At 68.9% G+C, this 16,625-nt stretch carries 12 protein-coding genes and 4 pseudogenes; 12 read left to right on the forward strand and 4 right to left on the reverse strand.

Annotated features, from left to right (window positions below):
• Positions 1–375: 375 nt before the first annotated feature.
• Positions 376–675 carry a DUF6342 family protein gene (locus tag ACIP84_RS16060; RefSeq protein WP_319317860.1) on the forward strand — a complete coding sequence of 100 codons (300 nt, stop codon included), beginning with the start codon at positions 376–378 and terminating at the stop codon, positions 673–675.
• Between the two features lie 593 nt (positions 676–1,268).
• On the opposite strand, the gene ACIP84_RS16065 is transcribed toward ACIP84_RS16060, so the two are convergent.
• Together ACIP84_RS16065 and ACIP84_RS16070 are read right to left on the reverse strand one after the other, a co-directional pair.
• A complete protein-coding gene (locus ACIP84_RS16065; RefSeq protein WP_401798290.1) occupies positions 1,269–2,387 on the reverse strand; it encodes a fatty acid desaturase family protein in 1,119 nt (372 codons plus the stop codon).
• A 7-nt stretch (positions 2,388–2,394) separates the two neighbouring features.
• On the reverse strand, positions 2,395–3,405 hold the full coding sequence (locus ACIP84_RS16070; protein WP_401798371.1) for a ferredoxin reductase: 1,011 nt from the start codon (positions 3,403–3,405) through the stop codon (positions 2,395–2,397).
• Between the two features lie 133 nt (positions 3,406–3,538).
• On the opposite strand from ACIP84_RS16070, the gene ACIP84_RS16075 reads away from it, so the two are divergent.
• From ACIP84_RS16075 to ACIP84_RS16090, 4 genes and pseudogenes are all read left to right on the forward strand, one after another.
• Positions 3,539–4,678: a helix-turn-helix domain-containing protein gene (locus tag ACIP84_RS16075; protein ID WP_355967442.1), complete on the forward strand. Its 1,140-nt coding sequence runs from the start codon at positions 3,539–3,541 to the stop codon at positions 4,676–4,678.
• Between the two features lie 18 nt (positions 4,679–4,696).
• A pseudogene (locus ACIP84_RS16080) lies at positions 4,697–4,937 on the forward strand (transposase family protein); the annotation flags it as partial.
• 239 nt (positions 4,938–5,176) lie between these two features.
• A complete protein-coding gene (locus tag ACIP84_RS16085; protein ID WP_401798291.1) occupies positions 5,177–6,883 on the forward strand; it encodes a SpoIIE family protein phosphatase in 1,707 nt (568 codons plus the stop codon).
• Positions 6,884–7,383: 500 nt separating this feature from the next.
• Positions 7,384–7,572 (forward strand): annotated as a pseudogene (locus tag ACIP84_RS16090) (IS5/IS1182 family transposase); the annotation flags it as partial.
• A 24-nt stretch (positions 7,573–7,596) separates the two neighbouring features.
• On the opposite strand, the pseudogene ACIP84_RS16095 reads toward ACIP84_RS16090, so the two are convergent.
• Positions 7,597–7,792 (reverse strand): annotated as a pseudogene (locus tag ACIP84_RS16095) (hypothetical protein); the annotation flags it as partial.
• Positions 7,793–8,236: 444 nt separating this feature from the next.
• Between ACIP84_RS16095 and ACIP84_RS16100 the strand changes: the two are divergent.
• From ACIP84_RS16100 to ACIP84_RS16120, 5 genes and pseudogenes are all read left to right on the forward strand, one after another.
• Positions 8,237–9,160: pseudogene (locus tag ACIP84_RS16100) on the forward strand (RNA polymerase sigma-70 factor).
• A 122-nt stretch (positions 9,161–9,282) separates the two neighbouring features.
• Positions 9,283–9,690, forward strand: a complete 408-nt coding sequence (locus ACIP84_RS16105) for an NADPH-dependent FMN reductase (protein WP_401798292.1) — start codon at positions 9,283–9,285, stop codon at positions 9,688–9,690.
• A gap of 22 nt (positions 9,691–9,712) precedes the next feature.
• Entirely contained in the window at positions 9,713–10,420 is a 708-nt protein-coding gene (locus tag ACIP84_RS16110) for an NAD(P)-dependent oxidoreductase (RefSeq protein WP_401798293.1), read from the forward strand.
• A gap of 702 nt (positions 10,421–11,122) precedes the next feature.
• Entirely contained in the window at positions 11,123–11,506 is a 384-nt protein-coding gene (locus tag ACIP84_RS16115; protein ID WP_401798294.1) for a VOC family protein, read from the forward strand.
• Complete coding sequence (locus ACIP84_RS16120; protein WP_401798295.1) at positions 11,503–12,378, forward strand: sigma-70 family RNA polymerase sigma factor; 876 nt, start codon at positions 11,503–11,505, stop codon at positions 12,376–12,378. The genes ACIP84_RS16115 and ACIP84_RS16120 overlap by 4 nt, the downstream gene beginning before the upstream one ends.
• A 512-nt stretch (positions 12,379–12,890) precedes the next feature.
• Here ACIP84_RS16120 and ACIP84_RS16125 read toward each other — a convergent pair.
• Positions 12,891–13,637: an SAM-dependent methyltransferase gene (locus tag ACIP84_RS16125; protein WP_401798296.1), complete on the reverse strand. Its 747-nt coding sequence runs from the start codon at positions 13,635–13,637 to the stop codon at positions 12,891–12,893.
• A gap of 281 nt (positions 13,638–13,918) precedes the next feature.
• On the opposite strand from ACIP84_RS16125, the gene ACIP84_RS16130 reads away from it, so the two are divergent.
• Together ACIP84_RS16130 and ACIP84_RS16135 are read left to right on the forward strand one after the other, a co-directional pair.
• The gene (locus ACIP84_RS16130) at positions 13,919–14,089 is read left to right on the forward strand and encodes a hypothetical protein (protein WP_401798297.1); all 171 of its coding nucleotides are present in this window, start codon (positions 13,919–13,921) and stop codon (positions 14,087–14,089) included.
• A gap of 645 nt (positions 14,090–14,734) precedes the next feature.
• Positions 14,735–15,550: an SDR family oxidoreductase gene (locus ACIP84_RS16135; RefSeq protein WP_401798298.1), complete on the forward strand. Its 816-nt coding sequence runs from the start codon at positions 14,735–14,737 to the stop codon at positions 15,548–15,550.
• Positions 15,551–16,625: the final 1,075 nt, after the last annotated feature.

The following is a 16,625-nucleotide window of genomic DNA, read 5'->3' on the forward strand; positions in this document are numbered from 1 at the left end:
CGATGTCCGAGAACTCCCCGTCCGGTCAGTGGCGCATCCCTGGGCAGCAGCGGTCCACCGCAACCCTTCCGCGGCCGCCAGGACGTCCCAGTCAGGCAGTCAATGGATCCAGGACGAACAGCCATACCGCCGTTCGACGCAGCGACGTATCTGCCCAGCCGGCCAGTTGGGCTTGTGGTGTCACGACCATTTCCGGGCATTTCCGTTCTCTGGTGGCTCGAACCTTCATTCCGGACTGTTTAGATAGAAATCCGGTCATGCGAGGAACTCTCCGTTACCCCTGATGGACCGTCCGTATAGGTTCTGGCGTGGTTCGGGCGTCCCGTAACGGCCCGGGCCACAGGCTCATCCACCGGATCTGAAGGGGGAAGTCGCATGGCTGACATCGATCTCGGAGTGGCGTCGGACTGGGACGAGGGGGACACCCACGCCCGTATCAAGCTGCGGGAGAACCAGGTCTACCCGGGCTCGCCGAAGAAGGACGTGCTCATCAGCTCCCCGGTGAGCATCGAGCTGTCGGTGAACACGAACCACTCGACCTCGCAGGAGGCGGACAAGATCTACTTCACGACCCACCACGGCTCGACGAAGAAGATCATCGCGGTGCTCGACTCCGACGGGAACCTGCACATTGCCGGACGCCTGATCACCGAGCAGAAGGACCTCGGCTACTAGGACATCCCTCCCGGGGGAGGCCACGCGAGGGGCAAGGCCGCGTGATGACGTGCGCTTGCCCGCCATCCGTCCGCACCGCACAAGGGCCCGCACGACCGATCCGGTCGGCGGGCCCTTCTCGTTATCGACACCGCCAAGGCCGGTATGCGAAAGCCGGCAGGGAAGGAGCCGCCACGATCCCGACGACGCGCGTCACTCCCACCTCATCCCGATCGCCGGCACCTGCTCCATCCGCTCCGGTGACAGTGACGCGGCCCGGCTTCGCTGGTTCCCGGTCCAGGCCCCCAGCTCGCGTTCCCGCTCCTGTTCCAGCGCAAGCACTTTCGCCGACGTGCGGGCGGGCGGCGGGGGATGGCCGAATTCTCCGCTCTACGACGCCCTCGAGCGGCAAGGGCGCGGAAGGCCGGGAGGTTCCCGGCGGTGAAGGAACCGCGCCAACAGGAAGGCACCGGTCGGCAGCGTAGACCTGTTCCCCCGCGGCTGGCCGTAGCGGCGGTGCCGCCGGTATCGCCGAGAGATCTGAACCGCTACCGGCGATCGACCGGATCGCCGCCGACCCCCTCTACTCCGGGAAGCACAAGAAGCGCCGGTCATCAGGCCGCGACGAGCTCCTGCTCGCGGTCCGGCGCTTCGACCTTGGGCTTCTTGTTCGGCAGTGAGAGCCGGAAGACCTTGCGCCACGCGGAGAACACCTGCTTGGGGAGCGGCCCGGTGACGTACTCCAGCTCGTACTTCTCGAACAGCGCGTGCACCTTTACCGCGACCTCGGCGTACCGGTTGCTCGGCAGGTCCGGGAACAGGTGGTGCTCGATTTGGTGCGACAGGTTGCCGGTCATGAAGTGCATGGCCCTGCTGCCACTGATGTTCGCCGAGCCCATCATCTGGCGCAGGTACCACTGGCCGCGTGTCTCGCCCTTGATCGACCGGCGCTCGAAGACCTGTACGCCTTCGGGGAAGTGCCCGCACATGATCACCGAGTGGGACCAGATGTTGCGGACCAGGTTCGCGGTGAACGTGGCGGCGAGCGTGGTGAAGAACGACGGGCCCGACAGCAGCGGGTGGATCACGTAGTCCTTGAGCACCTGCTTGCGGATCTTGCGGCCCACTGCCTTGGCCTGCGTGCGGAACTCCGGGTTCTTGCGGCGGCGCTTGTGCAGGTTCTTGCCGAGCTCCAGGTCGTACGCTGCGATGCCGTACTCGAAGAAGCAGGCGTTGATGAAGTTCCACAGCGGCTGGCCGAGGTGGAACGGGTGCCACTTCTGGTCCTCGTCGACGCGCATGATGCCGTAGCCGAGGTCGTTGTCCTTGCCGATCACGTTGGTGTACGTGTGGTGCAGCTCGTTGTGCGAGTGCTTCCACTGCTCGGACGGCGAGACGTGATCCCACTCCCAGGTGGTGGAGTGAATCTTCGGATCCCGCATCCAGTCCCACTGGCCGTGCAGGACGTTGTGACCGATCTCCATGTTGTCCATGATCTTCGCCACGGACAGACCGGCGGTGCCGAGCAGCCACGCGGGCGGGAAGATCGAGAACAGCAGCACGCCCCTGCTGACCAGCTCGAGCTTGCGCTGCGCCGAGATGACCTTACGGATGTAGGCGGCGTCCTTCTCGCCGCGGCTGGCGATCACCTCGTCGCGGATCGCGTCCAGCTCGCGGCCAAGGTCCTCGATCTGCTCCGCGGTCAGGTGGGCGGTGGGGTCGATGGCGGTCAAGGTGCTCCTACCGTTCGATGTCGCAGGGGCCCGCCGCGGCGGACACGCAGGTCTGAATGAGGACGCCCGGCTCGGCCTCGGTGATCTCGCCGGTGCGCAGGTCACGGACGGCGCCGGCCTTGAGGGGCGTGATGCAGCCGAAGCAGATGCCCATGCGGCACCCGGAGGGCATGAGCACGCCGGCCTCCTCGCCGATGTCCAGCAACGGCGTGGCGCCGTCCGCGTCGACGGTCCTGCCGGTGGCGCTGAACGTGACCTCGCCGCCTTCGCCGGCGACGACGATGCCGGGGCGGAAGCGTTCGGTGTGCAGGCGATCTTGTACGCCGTGCTCGCTCCAGTGCTCTTCGGCGGAGTCAAGCAGGCCCGCGGGCCCGCAAGCCCAGGTCTCGCGCTCGGCCCAGTCGGGCACGAGTTCGTCGATACGGGCGATGTCGAGCATCCCGTCTGTGGCGGTGTGCACCTCGGTGAGCCGCAGCCTCCTGTCCGCGACCATGTCGTGCAGTTCGTTGCGGAAGATCACGTCGTGCGGCTGTGGCGCGCAGTGGACCATGACGACGTCGTCGAACTCGATGTCGCGCAGCATGCCCATCACGGGCGTGATGCCGCTGCCGGCCGTCAGGAACAGCACCTTGGCGGGTTTCGCCTGCGGCAGCACGAAGTCACCTGTCGGCTGGTCGAGCTGGATCAGCGTGCCCGGTTTCGCCCTGCGGACCAGGTGGTTGCTGACCTTGCCGTCCGGGATCGCCTTCACGGTGATCGTGACGCGGCCGTCCTGGCGGTCCGTCGGCGAGGTGAGGGAGTAGGCACGCCACAGGCGCACCCCGTCGACGTCGACCCCGATCCGCACGTACTGACCGGCTGTGTGGCCGCGCCAGCCCCGCCCAGGCCTGATCACGACAGTTGCGGCGTCACCCGTCTCGGGCTGCACGGCCTCGATGCGCCCACGCAGGTCAGCGCCCGCACGCAGCGGGCTGACCAGATCGAGGTAGTCCGACGGCAGCAGCGGCGTCGTGACCATCTCCAGCAGTTTCCACGCCCTGCTGCGAAGGGCTGCACTCGTCATGACTCCCAGCTTGCTGCGCCTCAAGGGGTAAAGTCCTGACCGCAAGACGTGAAATTGATCGGCTGAATTGTTCGCAGGAAACAGAATCGTGAGCCATGCAACTCGAAGGGCCAGCGAACTGGCTCTGGACGAGACGACGGTCACCGCACTTCGGGCCGCGCTGAAGACCACCGCCGACGAGGTCGTCCAGGCGATCATCGACGAGGTCCCTCCCTACGCCAACGCCCTCTCGGGCCACATGGGCGCCACCATCCGCCGAGCCGTCCGCACCGCCCTGGGGCACTACCTGGACCTCGCGAGCGGGAAGGCCACAGGCGGCGACGCCGGTGACGCGGCCTACGAGCTGGGCCGCGGCGAGGTACGCGACGGCCGTTCGATGGACGCCCTGCTCAGCGCCTACCGCGTCGGCGCCCGCGTGGCCTGGCGATGCCTGGCAGCAGGGGCCGTACCCGCAGGTCTGCCCGCCGCCCAGGTCGCCAAGTTCGCCGAGCTGACCTTCGCCTACATCGACGAGCTCTCCGCCGCGAGCGCCGCGGGCCACGCCGACGAACTGGCCGCCCGGGGCAGAGCCCACGAGCGCCACCTGGAACACCTGGCCCGCGACCTCCTCGCCGGCGCGAGCCCGGACGTGCTGCTGGCCTCTGCTCAACAGGCCGGATGGCAGCCTCCGGTTTCGCTGACCGCGGTCCTGCTGCCCGCCGCCCAGGCCCGGCCCGCCTACCGCGCGCTCGACCCGAACACCCTCGTCCTCGACGATCTGCCGGACGCCACCGGTGTGCTGCTCGTCCCCGATGCCGACCGACCACATCTCCTGCGGCAGCTGACCGACCGCACTGCCGTGGTCGGCCCGGCCCGGCCATGGACTCGTGCGTCCGCCTCGTACGCACGAGCCGTACGCGCGCGCTCCCTCTCCGGCGACATTCGCGACGTCGAGGACCACCTGCCCGAGCTGGTGCTGAGCGCCGACATGGACGCGTTCGCAGACCTGCGTGCCCGAGCCCTCGCACCGTTGCGGACCTTGCCTGTCGCGACCGCACGGCGGCTGGAGGAGACGTTGCGGGCGTGGCTGCTGCACCAGGGCAGGCGCGACGAGGTGGCGGCGGCGTTGTTCGTCCATCCCCAGACGGTCCGGTACCGGATGTCGCAACTGCGGGAGCTGTTTCCGGATCTCGCAACGCCACACCGGGTCCTTGAACTGACGATGGCGGTCGGTCTTCGGGTCAGCTGACACGTTGCCGGTCTCTCCGACCCGTTCGGCCGCCTGCTGTGGGCCTCGCTCGCCCTGCCCGGCGCCGTCCACGACATCAAGGCGGCCCGCAGTCACGGCATCATCGATGCCCTTACCGACGTCGGCCTGGCCTGCTGGGCCGACAGGGCTACCAGGGCGCCGGCGGCACCGTCCGGGTGCCCTCCGCGGCCGGTGGGAGCGATTGTCCGCAGGACAGCAAGCCGTCAACATCGCCCACGCGCTCATCCGGGCCCTCATCAGGGCGGGACCGGCGAAACGCCTGCCAGGCGTGACCCTAGGCGCTGGTGCCGGCAGTCGGCTGCCTCAGGTCTGCGAAACGGCCGGACACCGGCCAGTTCAGTGCATGACCGGTTCCGGGGTCCAGGGGCGGGCCCGTCGTCCCGCAGGGACGCGGGGCGCTCCCGGCTGTCCAAGCCGCGTGATCTACTGAGACGGTTCTGTGGACCTGTCGATCCGAGGCGCGAAGGGTGCAACCGTATGCGAAGGCAGGACCCGGCGCGAGCCGTACCGGCAGTCACCGCTCCCGCTGTCGGTGAGCTCGGCAGCTATGTGGTGGACGAGACCGGGCGGATCATCTCGGTCAATGACTCCGCCCTGAAGCTGCTGCGCCTCACTCTCGAGGCCGCGCTAGGCCGCGACCACCACGAGCTGCTGCATCGCGACTCCGGCGGGAATACCGGCCCCCGGGCGCTGTGCCCGGTCATGGACGCGGTTCTGTCTCGCGCCGCGTGCAGCGGCGAGAGCCTGTGCTTCCTGCGCGGAGACGGCCTGCTGCTGCCGGTCCACTGGACTGCCGTCCCCTACCCTGCCGCGAACGACTCCGGCACACTGGTGCTCTTCCACCCCTCTCCGGTCGAGGTGCGCGCCGACGCCGAGGGCACACTGCCGGAGCTCGACCGCCTCGCGCTCCTCGCCGAGACCACCACCTCGCTGACCTCCACGCTGAACGAGCAGGAGACCGTCGACCGGCTGGCGCAGCTGGTGCTTCCCCGTCTTGCCGACTGGATGATCGTGGACCTCATAGCGGACGGCGGCGACATCCGACGCACCCACGTGGTCGAGCACCAGGCAGGCCGTCTACTCAGGCGCCCGGACCTGGAGGGGCCGATCCCCGCCGTCACTGAGAAGTCCCCCCTGCCTCTGTCACGGGCGCTGCGCGGCAGCGGCGCCTCCCTGGCCGGGCCGCAGGTCTACCAGGGCGAGCCCGACTCCGGTATCGCCGTCGTCCAGCACGAGCTGTTCGCCGCCACCGGCATGCACTCGGCTGCCATCGCCCCGATCCGCGGCCCCCGCGAAGTCCTCGGTGCCCTCACCCTGGGGCGCGGCCACAATCCTGTGCCGTTCGCCACCCGTGACCTGTCGCTGCTGGAAGACATCACACGCCGTGCCGGACTGGCCATCTCCAACTCACGTCTCTACCAGCGCCAGCGCCGCATCTCCGAAACCATGCAGCGCCACCTGTTGCCTCGCCTGCCCGATGTACCAGGGGTCGAGCTGCATGCGAGTTACCTGCCTGCGCCCGACGCTTCGCAGGTCGGCGGCGACTGGTACGACGCGTTCCCGCTTCCCGACGATACAACCGGCCTGGTCATCGGCGATGTCGCCGGCCACGACCTGGAGGCGGCCGCCCGCATGGCGCAGCTGCGCAACATGCTCCGTGCCCTGGCATGGTCCGAGCCGCACCCGCCCAACGCGGTCGGTCAGCTCGATCAGGTGATGGCGCGTACCACTGACCTGGCCACGGCCACCCTCGTCCTGGGCCGCCTTGCCTTCTCTCCGCAAGCCGGCTGGACCTGGGAGTGGACCAACGCCGGCCATCCGCCGCCCCTGCTGCTCACCCACGACGGCCGCGCCGAATTCCTGCACACTCCGAACAGTGTGCTCCTGGGCACCGGCATCAGCGTCGCCCGGGGACGGGACAGCGTCCACCTGCCGCCCGGCTCGACCCTGCTCCTGTACACCGACGGGCTTATCGAGTCCCGGCAGCACGGCGTCGACCACGGTCTCGCCCGACTCCGCCGGTACGCCGCGGCTGCCGCCCACCACACTCTCGGCGTGCTCTGCGAACGGCTCATCGAAGAGGTCCGCCCTTCGGACAACGACGACGATGTCGCCCTGCTCTCCGTGCGCGTACCCGCCGTCCAAGCACCTGACCGACCGGAAAGGCACCCCACGGCACGGTAGCGGCGAAGCATGGTTTCGCGGCCACCTGTGGTGATTCTGTTCGCGCAACGGCTTGCGCCGGGACCCGGGACGAGCACCATCGGCCGGGAGCCGCGCACCGGGACTGGAACATTGAAGAGCCGAATCGGTGAGTGCCCGCGGCCGGGTGCCGGTTCGCTGGTGTGGGTGAGGTCCACGGCGAGAGGCCAGCCCGGTGAAGCGGGGTGGCGGTCCACGGTGCCATCCATGATCGATTGGCTGAGTCTGACCCCGCTGGACGCGGACGGCACCACGGTGGGCCGCGCCGGGGAGCATCCCGGCTTCGCAGCCCCGGCCTACGCGCGCGCCGCAGGCATCTGACCGCCGACCGGGCGGAAAGCCACCCGGTGGGGGAACCCCCATGTGAGGTGCACTCCACCGACGCCGAGCATGTCACCCGGCGCGCCGTGCACGGTGCGCTGCTGCGCGCGCAGGCCTTCTGGGCCTGCCGGGACTCCCACCTGCGGCGATAGTTAGGTGGACGCGGCATCACGCACCGTATCGCTCGCAGGGGCATCGAGTCCTCACAGCGACTGGACCGGCACCGCTGGACCCTCGAACGCACCATGACCTGGCTCGCCGGCTGCCGACGCCTCCACCGCCGCCACGAACGCGAAGCCGACCACTTCCTCGCCCGCACCCTCAGCTGCTACCGCAGGTTCACCACATAAGAGGACGTCTCAGTACTGCCCGCCTCAGTCGTCGTCCTCGTCCAGTTCCGGCGCCTCTGGGTCGCGCAGCGGGCGCAGGGTGCAGGGCGCCGGCGGCCGGGGCGCTGCCGTGAGGTGTTCAGCTTGCGGTGCTTGAGCGGGGGAGAAGGGGCGATATCCTCATCGCCGATCTCATGGCTTTCGGCATGAGCTGAGGGACGGCGGCGTCGACGCACTTCGTTCGTTGCCGGTTTCGGGAGTCACATCGCGGCCCCGTAGCTTGACCAACGACTCCCTCGCAGTCTGTTCGTCAGGTGGGGTCCGCGGCGGCCGGCGACGTCTTGCCCGCGAGCGGGATTCGGGCTTCCCCGCTCGTCCGGGTCGGTCCGGAAGTCCGTGAGTGCGGGCTACGGGGACGGCCGCGTTTCCTCGGGGCCATGTCACAGAACGCCGTGCTGTCCTGTCTAGAGGGTGAAAACAGGCACTGACTCGGGCGGATGGTGGGCATGCGGGTGTTGATTGTGGGCGGGAGCTCGGTTCTGGGGCGACAGTCGGTGCCTCGGCAGAGTGCGCCTGGGGCGGCCATGAGCGAGGGGTACGGCTTCCTCGGTGCGTCAGGAGAGAGGTGGCGCGGCCGGCGGTCGCGTCGCGTGTCCTGGCACCGGCCTTCCGTGCCGGGGCCGGCATGACGCGGGTCGAGGAGTTCCAGGGTCTGCGGCCACTGCTGTTCTCGATCGCCTACCGGATCCTGGGCAGTGTGACCGAGGCCGAGGACGCCGTTCAGGAGGCCTGGCTCCGCTACGCGGCCTCGACGACTCCACCTGACTCCGTCAAGGCCTACCTGGCGACCGTGGTCACCCGGATCTAGATCAACGTGCTGAACTCCGCCCGCGTCCGGCGCGAGGAGTACGTCGGACCGTGGTTTCCCGAGCCGTTGCTGACCGATCCTTACCAGGACCCAGAGCGTACGGCCGAGTTGGCCGACTCGATGTCGACGGCGGCGCTTCTTCTCCTGGAGCGGCTCACGCCGCTCGAACGCGCGGTGTTCGTGCTGCGCGATGTGTTCGACTTCGGCTTCGAGGAGATTGCCACCGCGGTCGGTCGCTCGGAGGCGGCATGCCGCCAACTGGCGGTCAGGGCGCGTCGCCACATGACCGAGGGCCGGCCACGGTTCGCGGCCGACCGCCGCACATGCGAGAGACTCGCGGCCCGGTTCTTCGACGCCTTCACCGAAGGAGACGTCGACGGGCTACGAGAGCTGCTCGCCACCGACGTGGAGTGGGTCGCGGACAGCGGTGGCAAGGCCCCGCAGTGGGCGACCGGGTTCTTCGGCGCCGACCACGTGATGACGGTGCTGGCCGTCTTCATTCCGCCCTTCGTGCGGATCGGCGGAGTCATGGAGCCCTGCCAGGTGAACGGGCAGCCCGGCGCGATCTTCCGCGACCGGGACGCGAAGATCGTCCACACCTGGACCATCGACTTCCTCGACGGGCGGATCCAGGCGATCCGGACCGTGAGCAACCCCGAGAAGCTCGGGCACATGGGCCCGGTCGCGGATGCCTGGACGGTCCTGCGCGACATGCGACGGGCCATGAAGAGCGCAGTCTGACCGGGCACACCGATCACGCCCCGGACCGTGTGGCGCGACGGGAACCGAGGGCCAGGCAGGCCACCAAGGGGGCTTGGCCACGCCGGTGCAGAGGAACACGTCACGAGACCCGGAGGTCACGCATGCTCAGGATCGGCATCATCATCGGGAGCACCCGTCCCGGCCGCAACGGCAAGGATGTGGGCACATGGGTACGGGATCTGGCTGCCGCACATGCCGGATCCGTCGCGGGCTTCGACCTCGTGGACCTGGCCGAACTCGCGCTGCCCCTCCTCGACGAGGCCGTGCCGGCTGCCCAGGCCCCGGGTCGGCAACCGCACACCGTGCGTTGGGCCCAGCGCGTCGGCGCTTACGACGCCTTCATCATGGTCACCCCCGAGTACAACACCGCCTTCGGGGGCCTCACCCACTTTCAGCCGCGGGACCTGCACACCATGCAGCTGCACGGCCTCGTGAACGAACTGCTCGCGTGGGCACAGGCGCTGCGCCCGCTCCGTGCGGCTCCGCTGGTCCTTCACCCGACGGCATAGAGGCAAGGAGAACTCACCCATCATGCACATCACCGTCTTCGGGGCGAACGGTCGGACCGGCCGCCTCCTCACAGGCCAGGCGCTCTTGGCCGGGCATCGAGTCTCGGCTGTCACCCGGCAGCCCGCCACGTTCCCGCTGCGCCATGAGCGGCTCGAGTTGGTGGGTGCCGACGTACTCGATGCCGCAGCTGTGGATGCCGCCGTTGCAGGGAAAGACGCGGTGCTGTCGACGCTGGGGGTCCCCGCGGGGAAGGAGGCGATCAGCACCTATTCCCGCGGGACTTCTGGCATCGTCGCGGCGATGAACCGGTATGGCGTCCGCAGGCTCGGGGTGGTCAGTTCGAGCGGGGTCGAGCCGCGCACCTACTCCGATGGCGGCTTCCTGTTCAACCGAATCCTCCTGCCGTACGTGACGCGGGTGCTCGGCAGAACGCTGTACGACGACATGCGGCGCATGGAAGCCCTGGTGCGGGCAAGTGACCTTGCCTGGACGATCGTCCGCCCAGGCGCCCTCTACCACCTGCCGTCGGTGACCGACCACACCCTCGTCCAAGGTCACGCCGACGGGAGGTTCACGGCCCGCGTGGACCTGGCCGCCGCCCTCTTGGGGTTGCTCGACGACGACCGTCACGTACGCTCGACCGTCAGCGTGATCACCACCGTCGAGAACCCCACCGTGCTCCGGTGGATCCGCAACGAAGCACTGATGAGCAAGGAGCGGCCGGCCTGACGGCAAGGAAGCACCGGGGGGTTCTCCGGGCTATGGACGTGACCGTCTCCTTCTGAGGTGGGTTCGTTGTCGATCAGCCCGTGCCAACAGCTCCTACGCGACCGTGCATGCCGGCCCCCGTCGGCGCCGGCGAGCGTTCTACTGCCATCGACGCCCCCGACCTGCTCGTCGGCGATGTCCGGGAGTTCTTCCGCAAGCCGGGCTGAAGCCACCGGGCCGCCGACGTCGAGCAAGTCGGTGCTGCGGCAGCATGTGGTGCCCAGGCTCAGCGAACGACCGGGTTGGGCATGGTCAGCGGGCTTCTGGGCCGCAGCCGCCTGGCCCGCAGCCATGGTTCCTGTGCACCACACGCCTTGCCTCAGGTGAACTGCTCGTGCCCGCTCCCGAGCTGCGGAAGTCCGTCCGCACACGCAAGACGGCCCGGGTGGATGCGTCGGGGACTTCGACGCCTCGGGCGCCGGGACACCTGGCTCCCAGTCCGATCCTTCAGAGGCCGGTCCCAGTCCGCCCCGGCGCGAGGCGCACGCACCCCCCCGATCAACTCTTCGGCGGACGAAGCCGTGGGCATGTTGTCGAACCGCACCGCGTGCGCCCCCTATCCACTGCGGCGGACCGTGCTGTTACCTTCGCCCGTCGGCATGCGTCATAGGTGTGACGAGCGGATACGCCGGTCGCCACACCCACGAGTGAATCGAGAACCGTATGCTGACCAACATCATGTACGTGACGGTCTACGTCACCGATCAGGACCGCGCGCTGGAGTTCTACACCGAGGGACTCGGTCTGGAGAAGCGGCTCGACTTCCCCGGGCCCGACGGCCGTTTCCTCACCGTCGGTGTTCCCCTCAGCCCGCTGCAGATCATCCTGTGGTCGCATGCGCCGGCCGCGGGACAGCCGGGCGGCGCGGGCGCCCCCGGACCGCTGATCCTCGAATCCGAGGACTTGCGAAAGGATTTCGAGAGCATGCGCCGGCGGGGTGTCGTCTTCGAAGAGTCCGAGCCTGTGGACTATCCGTTCGGGGTCCGCGTCGAAGCGGTGGACCCGGATGGCAACCGGATCTCGCTCCGTCAGCAGCTCAAGCCGTGAGCGCCCACCCGTCCGGTCTCGTGGCCGAGGCGTTCGAAGCCCAGCGCGATCGGCTGCGTGCCGTCGCCTACCGCGTGGTGGGCTCGCACGCCGATGCGGAGGACGTGGTCCAGGAAGCCTGGATGCGTCTCGCCCGCCAGGACGCGGCGACTATCGGCAATCTGGCAGGCTGGCTGACCACGGTGGTCGGCCGAATCAGCCTGGATCTCCTGAGATCCCGCAGAGCCCACCCCGAAACCGCCTACGAGCACGAGTTCGCGAACCTCGTGGTGACGGCCGGCAATGACCCCGCGCCGGACGAGTTGGTGGCGCTGGCCGATTCGGTCGGCCTCGCCCTGCTCGTCGTACTCGACTCGCTCACCCCGAGCGAACGTCTGGCGTTCGTCCTGCATGACATGTTCGGGGTCCCGTTCCAGGAGATCGGCCAGATCCTAGGCAAATCCGCCGATGCCGCCAAGATGGTCGCCAGCCGTGCCCGCCGCAAGGTCCAGGCCACGGATCACACGACGGGCCCCGGCCGCGAGCACCGGGAGGCCGTCCAGGCGTTCGGAGCCGCCGCCCTCAGCGGCGACTTCGAAGCGCTCCTGCGTGTCCTGGACCCGAACGTGAAGCTGACCGTCGACACCCCCGGTGGCGTGGTCGTCACCCTCGGCGCCACCAAAGTCGCCGCAGGCGCCCGCCTGTTCTCCGGTGAGGTCGCCCGCCAACGACCTGTGCTGCTCAACGGCATCCCGGGCCACATGTCCTGGAGCCCTGACGGAACACCGCTCTCCGTCATTGCCTTCACCGTCAGCGAAGGCCGGATCACCGGCATCCGTATCGTCGTCGACCCGGCCAAACTCGCCTCGATCCAGTTGTCCACCCCAGACTGAGGCGGTGCCGTCAAGCTCGACGAGTCAGCGGGCTCAGTCTCGCCCCATCGACGTACCCCGCGCCAAGAGGTCCTCACGTGTCCGGTCGTCGCCGGAGTCGGGCGACTACGGGGGCGACCGGCCGGGAACTGGGGGGGGGGGGGGGAAGAGCGCGGGCCCGAAGGGCGGTGACGGGGCGCCCCGCCTGGTTGATCATGGTCAGATCGTGGGGATCGTGACTCGTGCAGTGATCGTTCAGCAATCGCCGGATCACGGGATTGTCGGGCCATGTGATCGTGAACTCGTCGCCGGACTGGGCCCGTTACGGCATGATCGTCACGAGGCCAAGCTGGCATCTCGGCCGCTGAAGCGGGCTGTGGGAGCCGGTGCGAGCACCGGTTCGTGTTCGTCGACCGGCTCCTGGCCGCCCTCGTCCATCTCCGCCACGGAGCCACTCACGACGTCGAGGTGACGCGTGGCGCCGCAACGGTGAGCCCCGACGGGTGGTGCCGGGGCTCACGCGAAGTGGTGGGTCAGCGGTCCATCAAGGCGAATACGCCCCACCCGAGGTATTCCCGCTGGTACCTGACGTGCTGGAAGGGTGCCGTGGTCAGTTCCGCGCGCATTTCGTCGGCGAGTTCGTCGTGGGGGTTGGCGTCGAGCCAGCGCCGGATGTTGAGCCACTGAGCCGCGACGTACCTGTCCCAGCTGTCCTGGTCGGCGAGGACCATCTCGACGACGTCGCAGCCCAGGTCCCCGAACTGCTGGATCAGTTCCGGCAGGGTGAGCAGGTCGTCCTTGCGGGCCATGTGGCAGCCCTCGACGACCGTCTGGTCCTCGGGCTCGCGGCGCCAGTACGGCTCACCGATCAGCATCGTGCCGCCAGGAGCGAGACTGCGCCGCAGCAGTTCGACCGTGCCGGCCACGCCGGAGCCGATCCAGGTCGCGCCGACGCAGGCGGCGATGGCGACGGGTTCGTCGGCGACGTGGCCCGAGGCATCCGCATGCACGAAGTCAACCCGGTCAGCAACGCCCAGCTCCGCAGCCCGTTCCCTGGCGGCGTCGAGGAAGACGGTGCTGATGTCGACGCCCGTGCCGGTGACACCGTGGTCCCGGGCCCAGGTGCACAGCATCTCGCCCTTGCCGGAGGCGAGGTCGAGCATGCGCGTCCCCGGCGCCGGGCTGATGGCCTGGCCCAGCAGAGCCAGCTTGTCGCTGGTGAACGGGTTGCAGATGCGGTGGCTGCTCTCGCGGATGGTGAAGCTACGCGGCAGATCCATGACAGAGGTTCCTTCGGTTCGTGGAGGTCGCAACGGTGGGGCTGAGCGGCCGGAAGCAGTTGGCCGCGAGAACCTGAACCGCCATCAGATACACCTCTTCGAACGTATGAAGGCTGGGACCGTTCGAGGCTAAGGCCACCGTGATCACCGTGTCCAACGCAATCCCGCCCTGACGGCGAACGCCTCATGCGATGCTCGTGGCTTCGCGTCGGGCTCGTGCGCGCGGTGCGTTCTTGTTGTGGCGGCTGCGTCCCGTCGGCTGGATGCTGCCGTCGGGTCCCTTGCCCGCCTCGCGAGGACTGGTCACGGGCGACCCGTCGCTGTCGCCGCGCCCCCCGTACTTCGTGACCCACCGCACGGCGCTGACCACCGTGGAGCGCCTCACCCGCTTCACGGCAGAGCCGCGCCTCTCGCGACTGCCCGCACTCTTCGCCGCCGCGCTGCGGGGCTGACCCCCGCCCTCGGCGTTCCACGCAACTGCCACGCGACGCCCCTGGCGCCCGCCGAAGCATCCCCTACGGAGATCTCATGCCGCCGTGGGCGATGGAACTCGACCTCTGTCTTGTCATTGCCGATACTTCGGACAGCCTGAGAGTCAGGTCCTTCCTCAAGGACTGCGACTGTGCCAAGCCCACCCGCTGCCCTCACCCGCCCTCAGTCCGCTTCCGGGACCGCGCTCGGCAACCACGCGAGGAGTCCGGCTACGGCACGCAGGACGAGGCGATCGAGCGGCTCACGCAGCTGTACGCGGTCCGAAGCCCCCGAGAACTCGCTGTACCGCCCTACAGGGCTCGCCCACTCATCGCCAGCATCCGCAAGGCAGGGGGGTCTTGCGTGACGAGACGCCTCACTTGAAGGAATGACAGGCGAGGCCCGTAGACGTCGCAGGCCCAGCGAAGGAGACGGACGGCAGGGGCACACCGAAGCTGGCTTCGGGCCACAACGGAACACTGAACGCCCCTTCGCCTTGTACGAACCGCATGCTGGAACGATCAGTTGAGATCCCGGCGTCCGATGCGGACAGTACCTGTCCGCATCGAGGGTCATTGTGTGGGTGTGGCCGGAGAGACCGGTGACGAGGGACCCAAGGAGTCGGCATGGCGTTTCTGGTGGCAGGCGCGACCGGTACGGTCGGGCGGCAGGTCGTGGGAGCGTTGCGGGAGGCCGGGGCGCCGGTGCGGGCGCTGACCCGGCGGCCCGGAGAGGCTACGTTCGGGCCGGGAGTCGAGGTCGTCGGCGGCGACCTGACCGACGCGGCGTCGCTGGCGTCGGCGCTGCACGGAGTGACCGCCGTGCACCTGATCAACTTCGGGGGCGACGACTACGCCCCGCTGCAGAACGGCGGGGAGCTGGTGGCGATGATCGAGGCTGCTGGGGTGCGCCGGGTGACCATGCTGGCCGGCTGGTCGGAGTCGAGTCTGGAGCCGGCAGTACGGGCGTCGGGTCTCGCGTGGACCATGGTGGCGCCGACCGAGATCATGGCCAATGCCCTGGAGTGGGCGGAGGAGGTGCGCGCCGGACGGGTCGAGCGGCCGTACGGGGACTCGCGCACCGCGATGGTGCACGAGGGGGACATCGGCGCGGTAGCCGCGACGGCGCTGCTGGAGGACGGGCACGCGGGGGCGGAGTACCTCCTGACCGGCCCGGAGCGCATCTCGCTGCGGGAGAAGATCGCCACGCTGGGCTCGGCGGTCGACCGTGAGGTGGAGTTCGTGGAACTGACCCCGGACCAGGCGCGCGAGGCGATGCGGGCGCAGGGCGTACCGGAGCACATGATCGACTTCCAGCTGGAAGTGTTCGCCGAACCGCCGGTCGAGTACAACACCCCCAACGGCGTGGTCGAGAAGGTCACCGGACGCCCGGCGCGCACTTTCGCCCAGTGGGCAGAGCAGAACGCCACCGCGTTCCGGTGAGAGTCCTACGGCCCGCCGCCGGAGTCGGCGGCGGGCCGGACGTAGGCGTGCGGGATGCGTCCCCATCCGTCTGGCCGTACGACTACCGCCTCTTCCCTGACCGAGAATGGTTCTCGTCCGGATGCACGGAGTCCGGCAGCATCCGGAAGGTGGTCGATGGAGTCGGCAGTGATGGCAGCCTTCAACGTGACGGACGGCTCCCGGCTCGACCCGAGCACGAGGCCAGTTCAGCCGTACGGACACTGGATCACGCGTGTCCGGCCCGGCGATCCGAGCCGGCGCAGGAGATTCACCGAGTGGACGGCGGCTGGCTCCTGGTTGAGTGGTATCGGAGCGCCGTCGCGCCGGACGCACGGTGCTCGGCTGCTCGAAGCTGCGGACGTGGAACCCGCACGACAGCCCATCAGCGAGCAGCCCTCCCTGGGAACGACCTTCCGTCTCCTGTGCCCAGTCTCCTCGTCGAGGAGATCCGCACGGAACTCGCCTGGGAGACCACTTCCAGCTGGTGAACCGAGTGAGGCGCCGTTGGCAGCAGTTCGGATACGAGACTGACGCCGTATCCGTTGTGGGCCCGGGGGCCTGCCAGGCTGTTGGTGGGTCGAGCCGGCGCAGGGAGAGGAACGCGCCGTTTCTCTCCTCGGTGTCCTGGCAGAGGGCGAACAGCTCCTCGAACTGGTCGACGATCAGCCAGGTGTCGCCCGGCGTGTCGGCCGGGCGGAGGCACGACAGAGATCATTTACATCAGCGTCAGCCGGGGCAGACTCGAGGAGCGTAAAGCACCTCATGAACGCGGCTTCTGCCGCAGGGCGGCATACGGCCCACGCCACCCAGTCGAAGGCGGCGGGCACCAGCGCCCCGGCGGTGGTGTCCGAACCGCCACGGCGACGTGACGCGCGTCTCCTGGCATGCCGCCCCACGGTCGTTGCCGTTCTCATCCAGAGGGAACCACCGGTGTACCGAGTCCTGGGGACCGGAGGAGGCACGCCGCGACCGCGAGGCCCCCACGACTGCCTTCGCCGTTAGCGGCGTTCGGCGTGCCCTTAGATGTCGAGGCTCGTTGAGCTCAGGGGTCCGG

It is taken from the genome of Streptomyces sp. NPDC088707 (assembly GCF_044752725.1).
Taxonomy (GTDB): Bacteria; Actinomycetota; Actinomycetes; order Streptomycetales; family Streptomycetaceae; genus Streptomyces.

Coding starts and splice junctions, on each gene's coding strand:
- ACIP84_RS16060 (WP_319317860.1), top strand. CDS start 376: ATGGCTGACATCGATCTCGGAGTGGCGTCGGACTGGGACGAGGGGGAC.
- ACIP84_RS16070 (WP_401798371.1), bottom strand. CDS start 3,405: ATGGTCACGACGCCGCTGCTGCCGTCGGACTACCTCGATCTGGTCAGC.
- ACIP84_RS16085 (WP_401798291.1), top strand. CDS start 5,177: ATGCGAAGGCAGGACCCGGCGCGAGCCGTACCGGCAGTCACCGCTCCC.
- ACIP84_RS16105 (WP_401798292.1), top strand. CDS start 9,283: ATGCTCAGGATCGGCATCATCATCGGGAGCACCCGTCCCGGCCGCAAC.
- ACIP84_RS16110 (WP_401798293.1), top strand. CDS start 9,713: ATGCACATCACCGTCTTCGGGGCGAACGGTCGGACCGGCCGCCTCCTC.
- ACIP84_RS16115 (WP_401798294.1), top strand. CDS start 11,123: ATGCTGACCAACATCATGTACGTGACGGTCTACGTCACCGATCAGGAC.
- ACIP84_RS16125 (WP_401798296.1), bottom strand. CDS start 13,637: ATGGATCTGCCGCGTAGCTTCACCATCCGCGAGAGCAGCCACCGCATC.
- ACIP84_RS16135 (WP_401798298.1), top strand. CDS start 14,735: ATGGCGTTTCTGGTGGCAGGCGCGACCGGTACGGTCGGGCGGCAGGTC.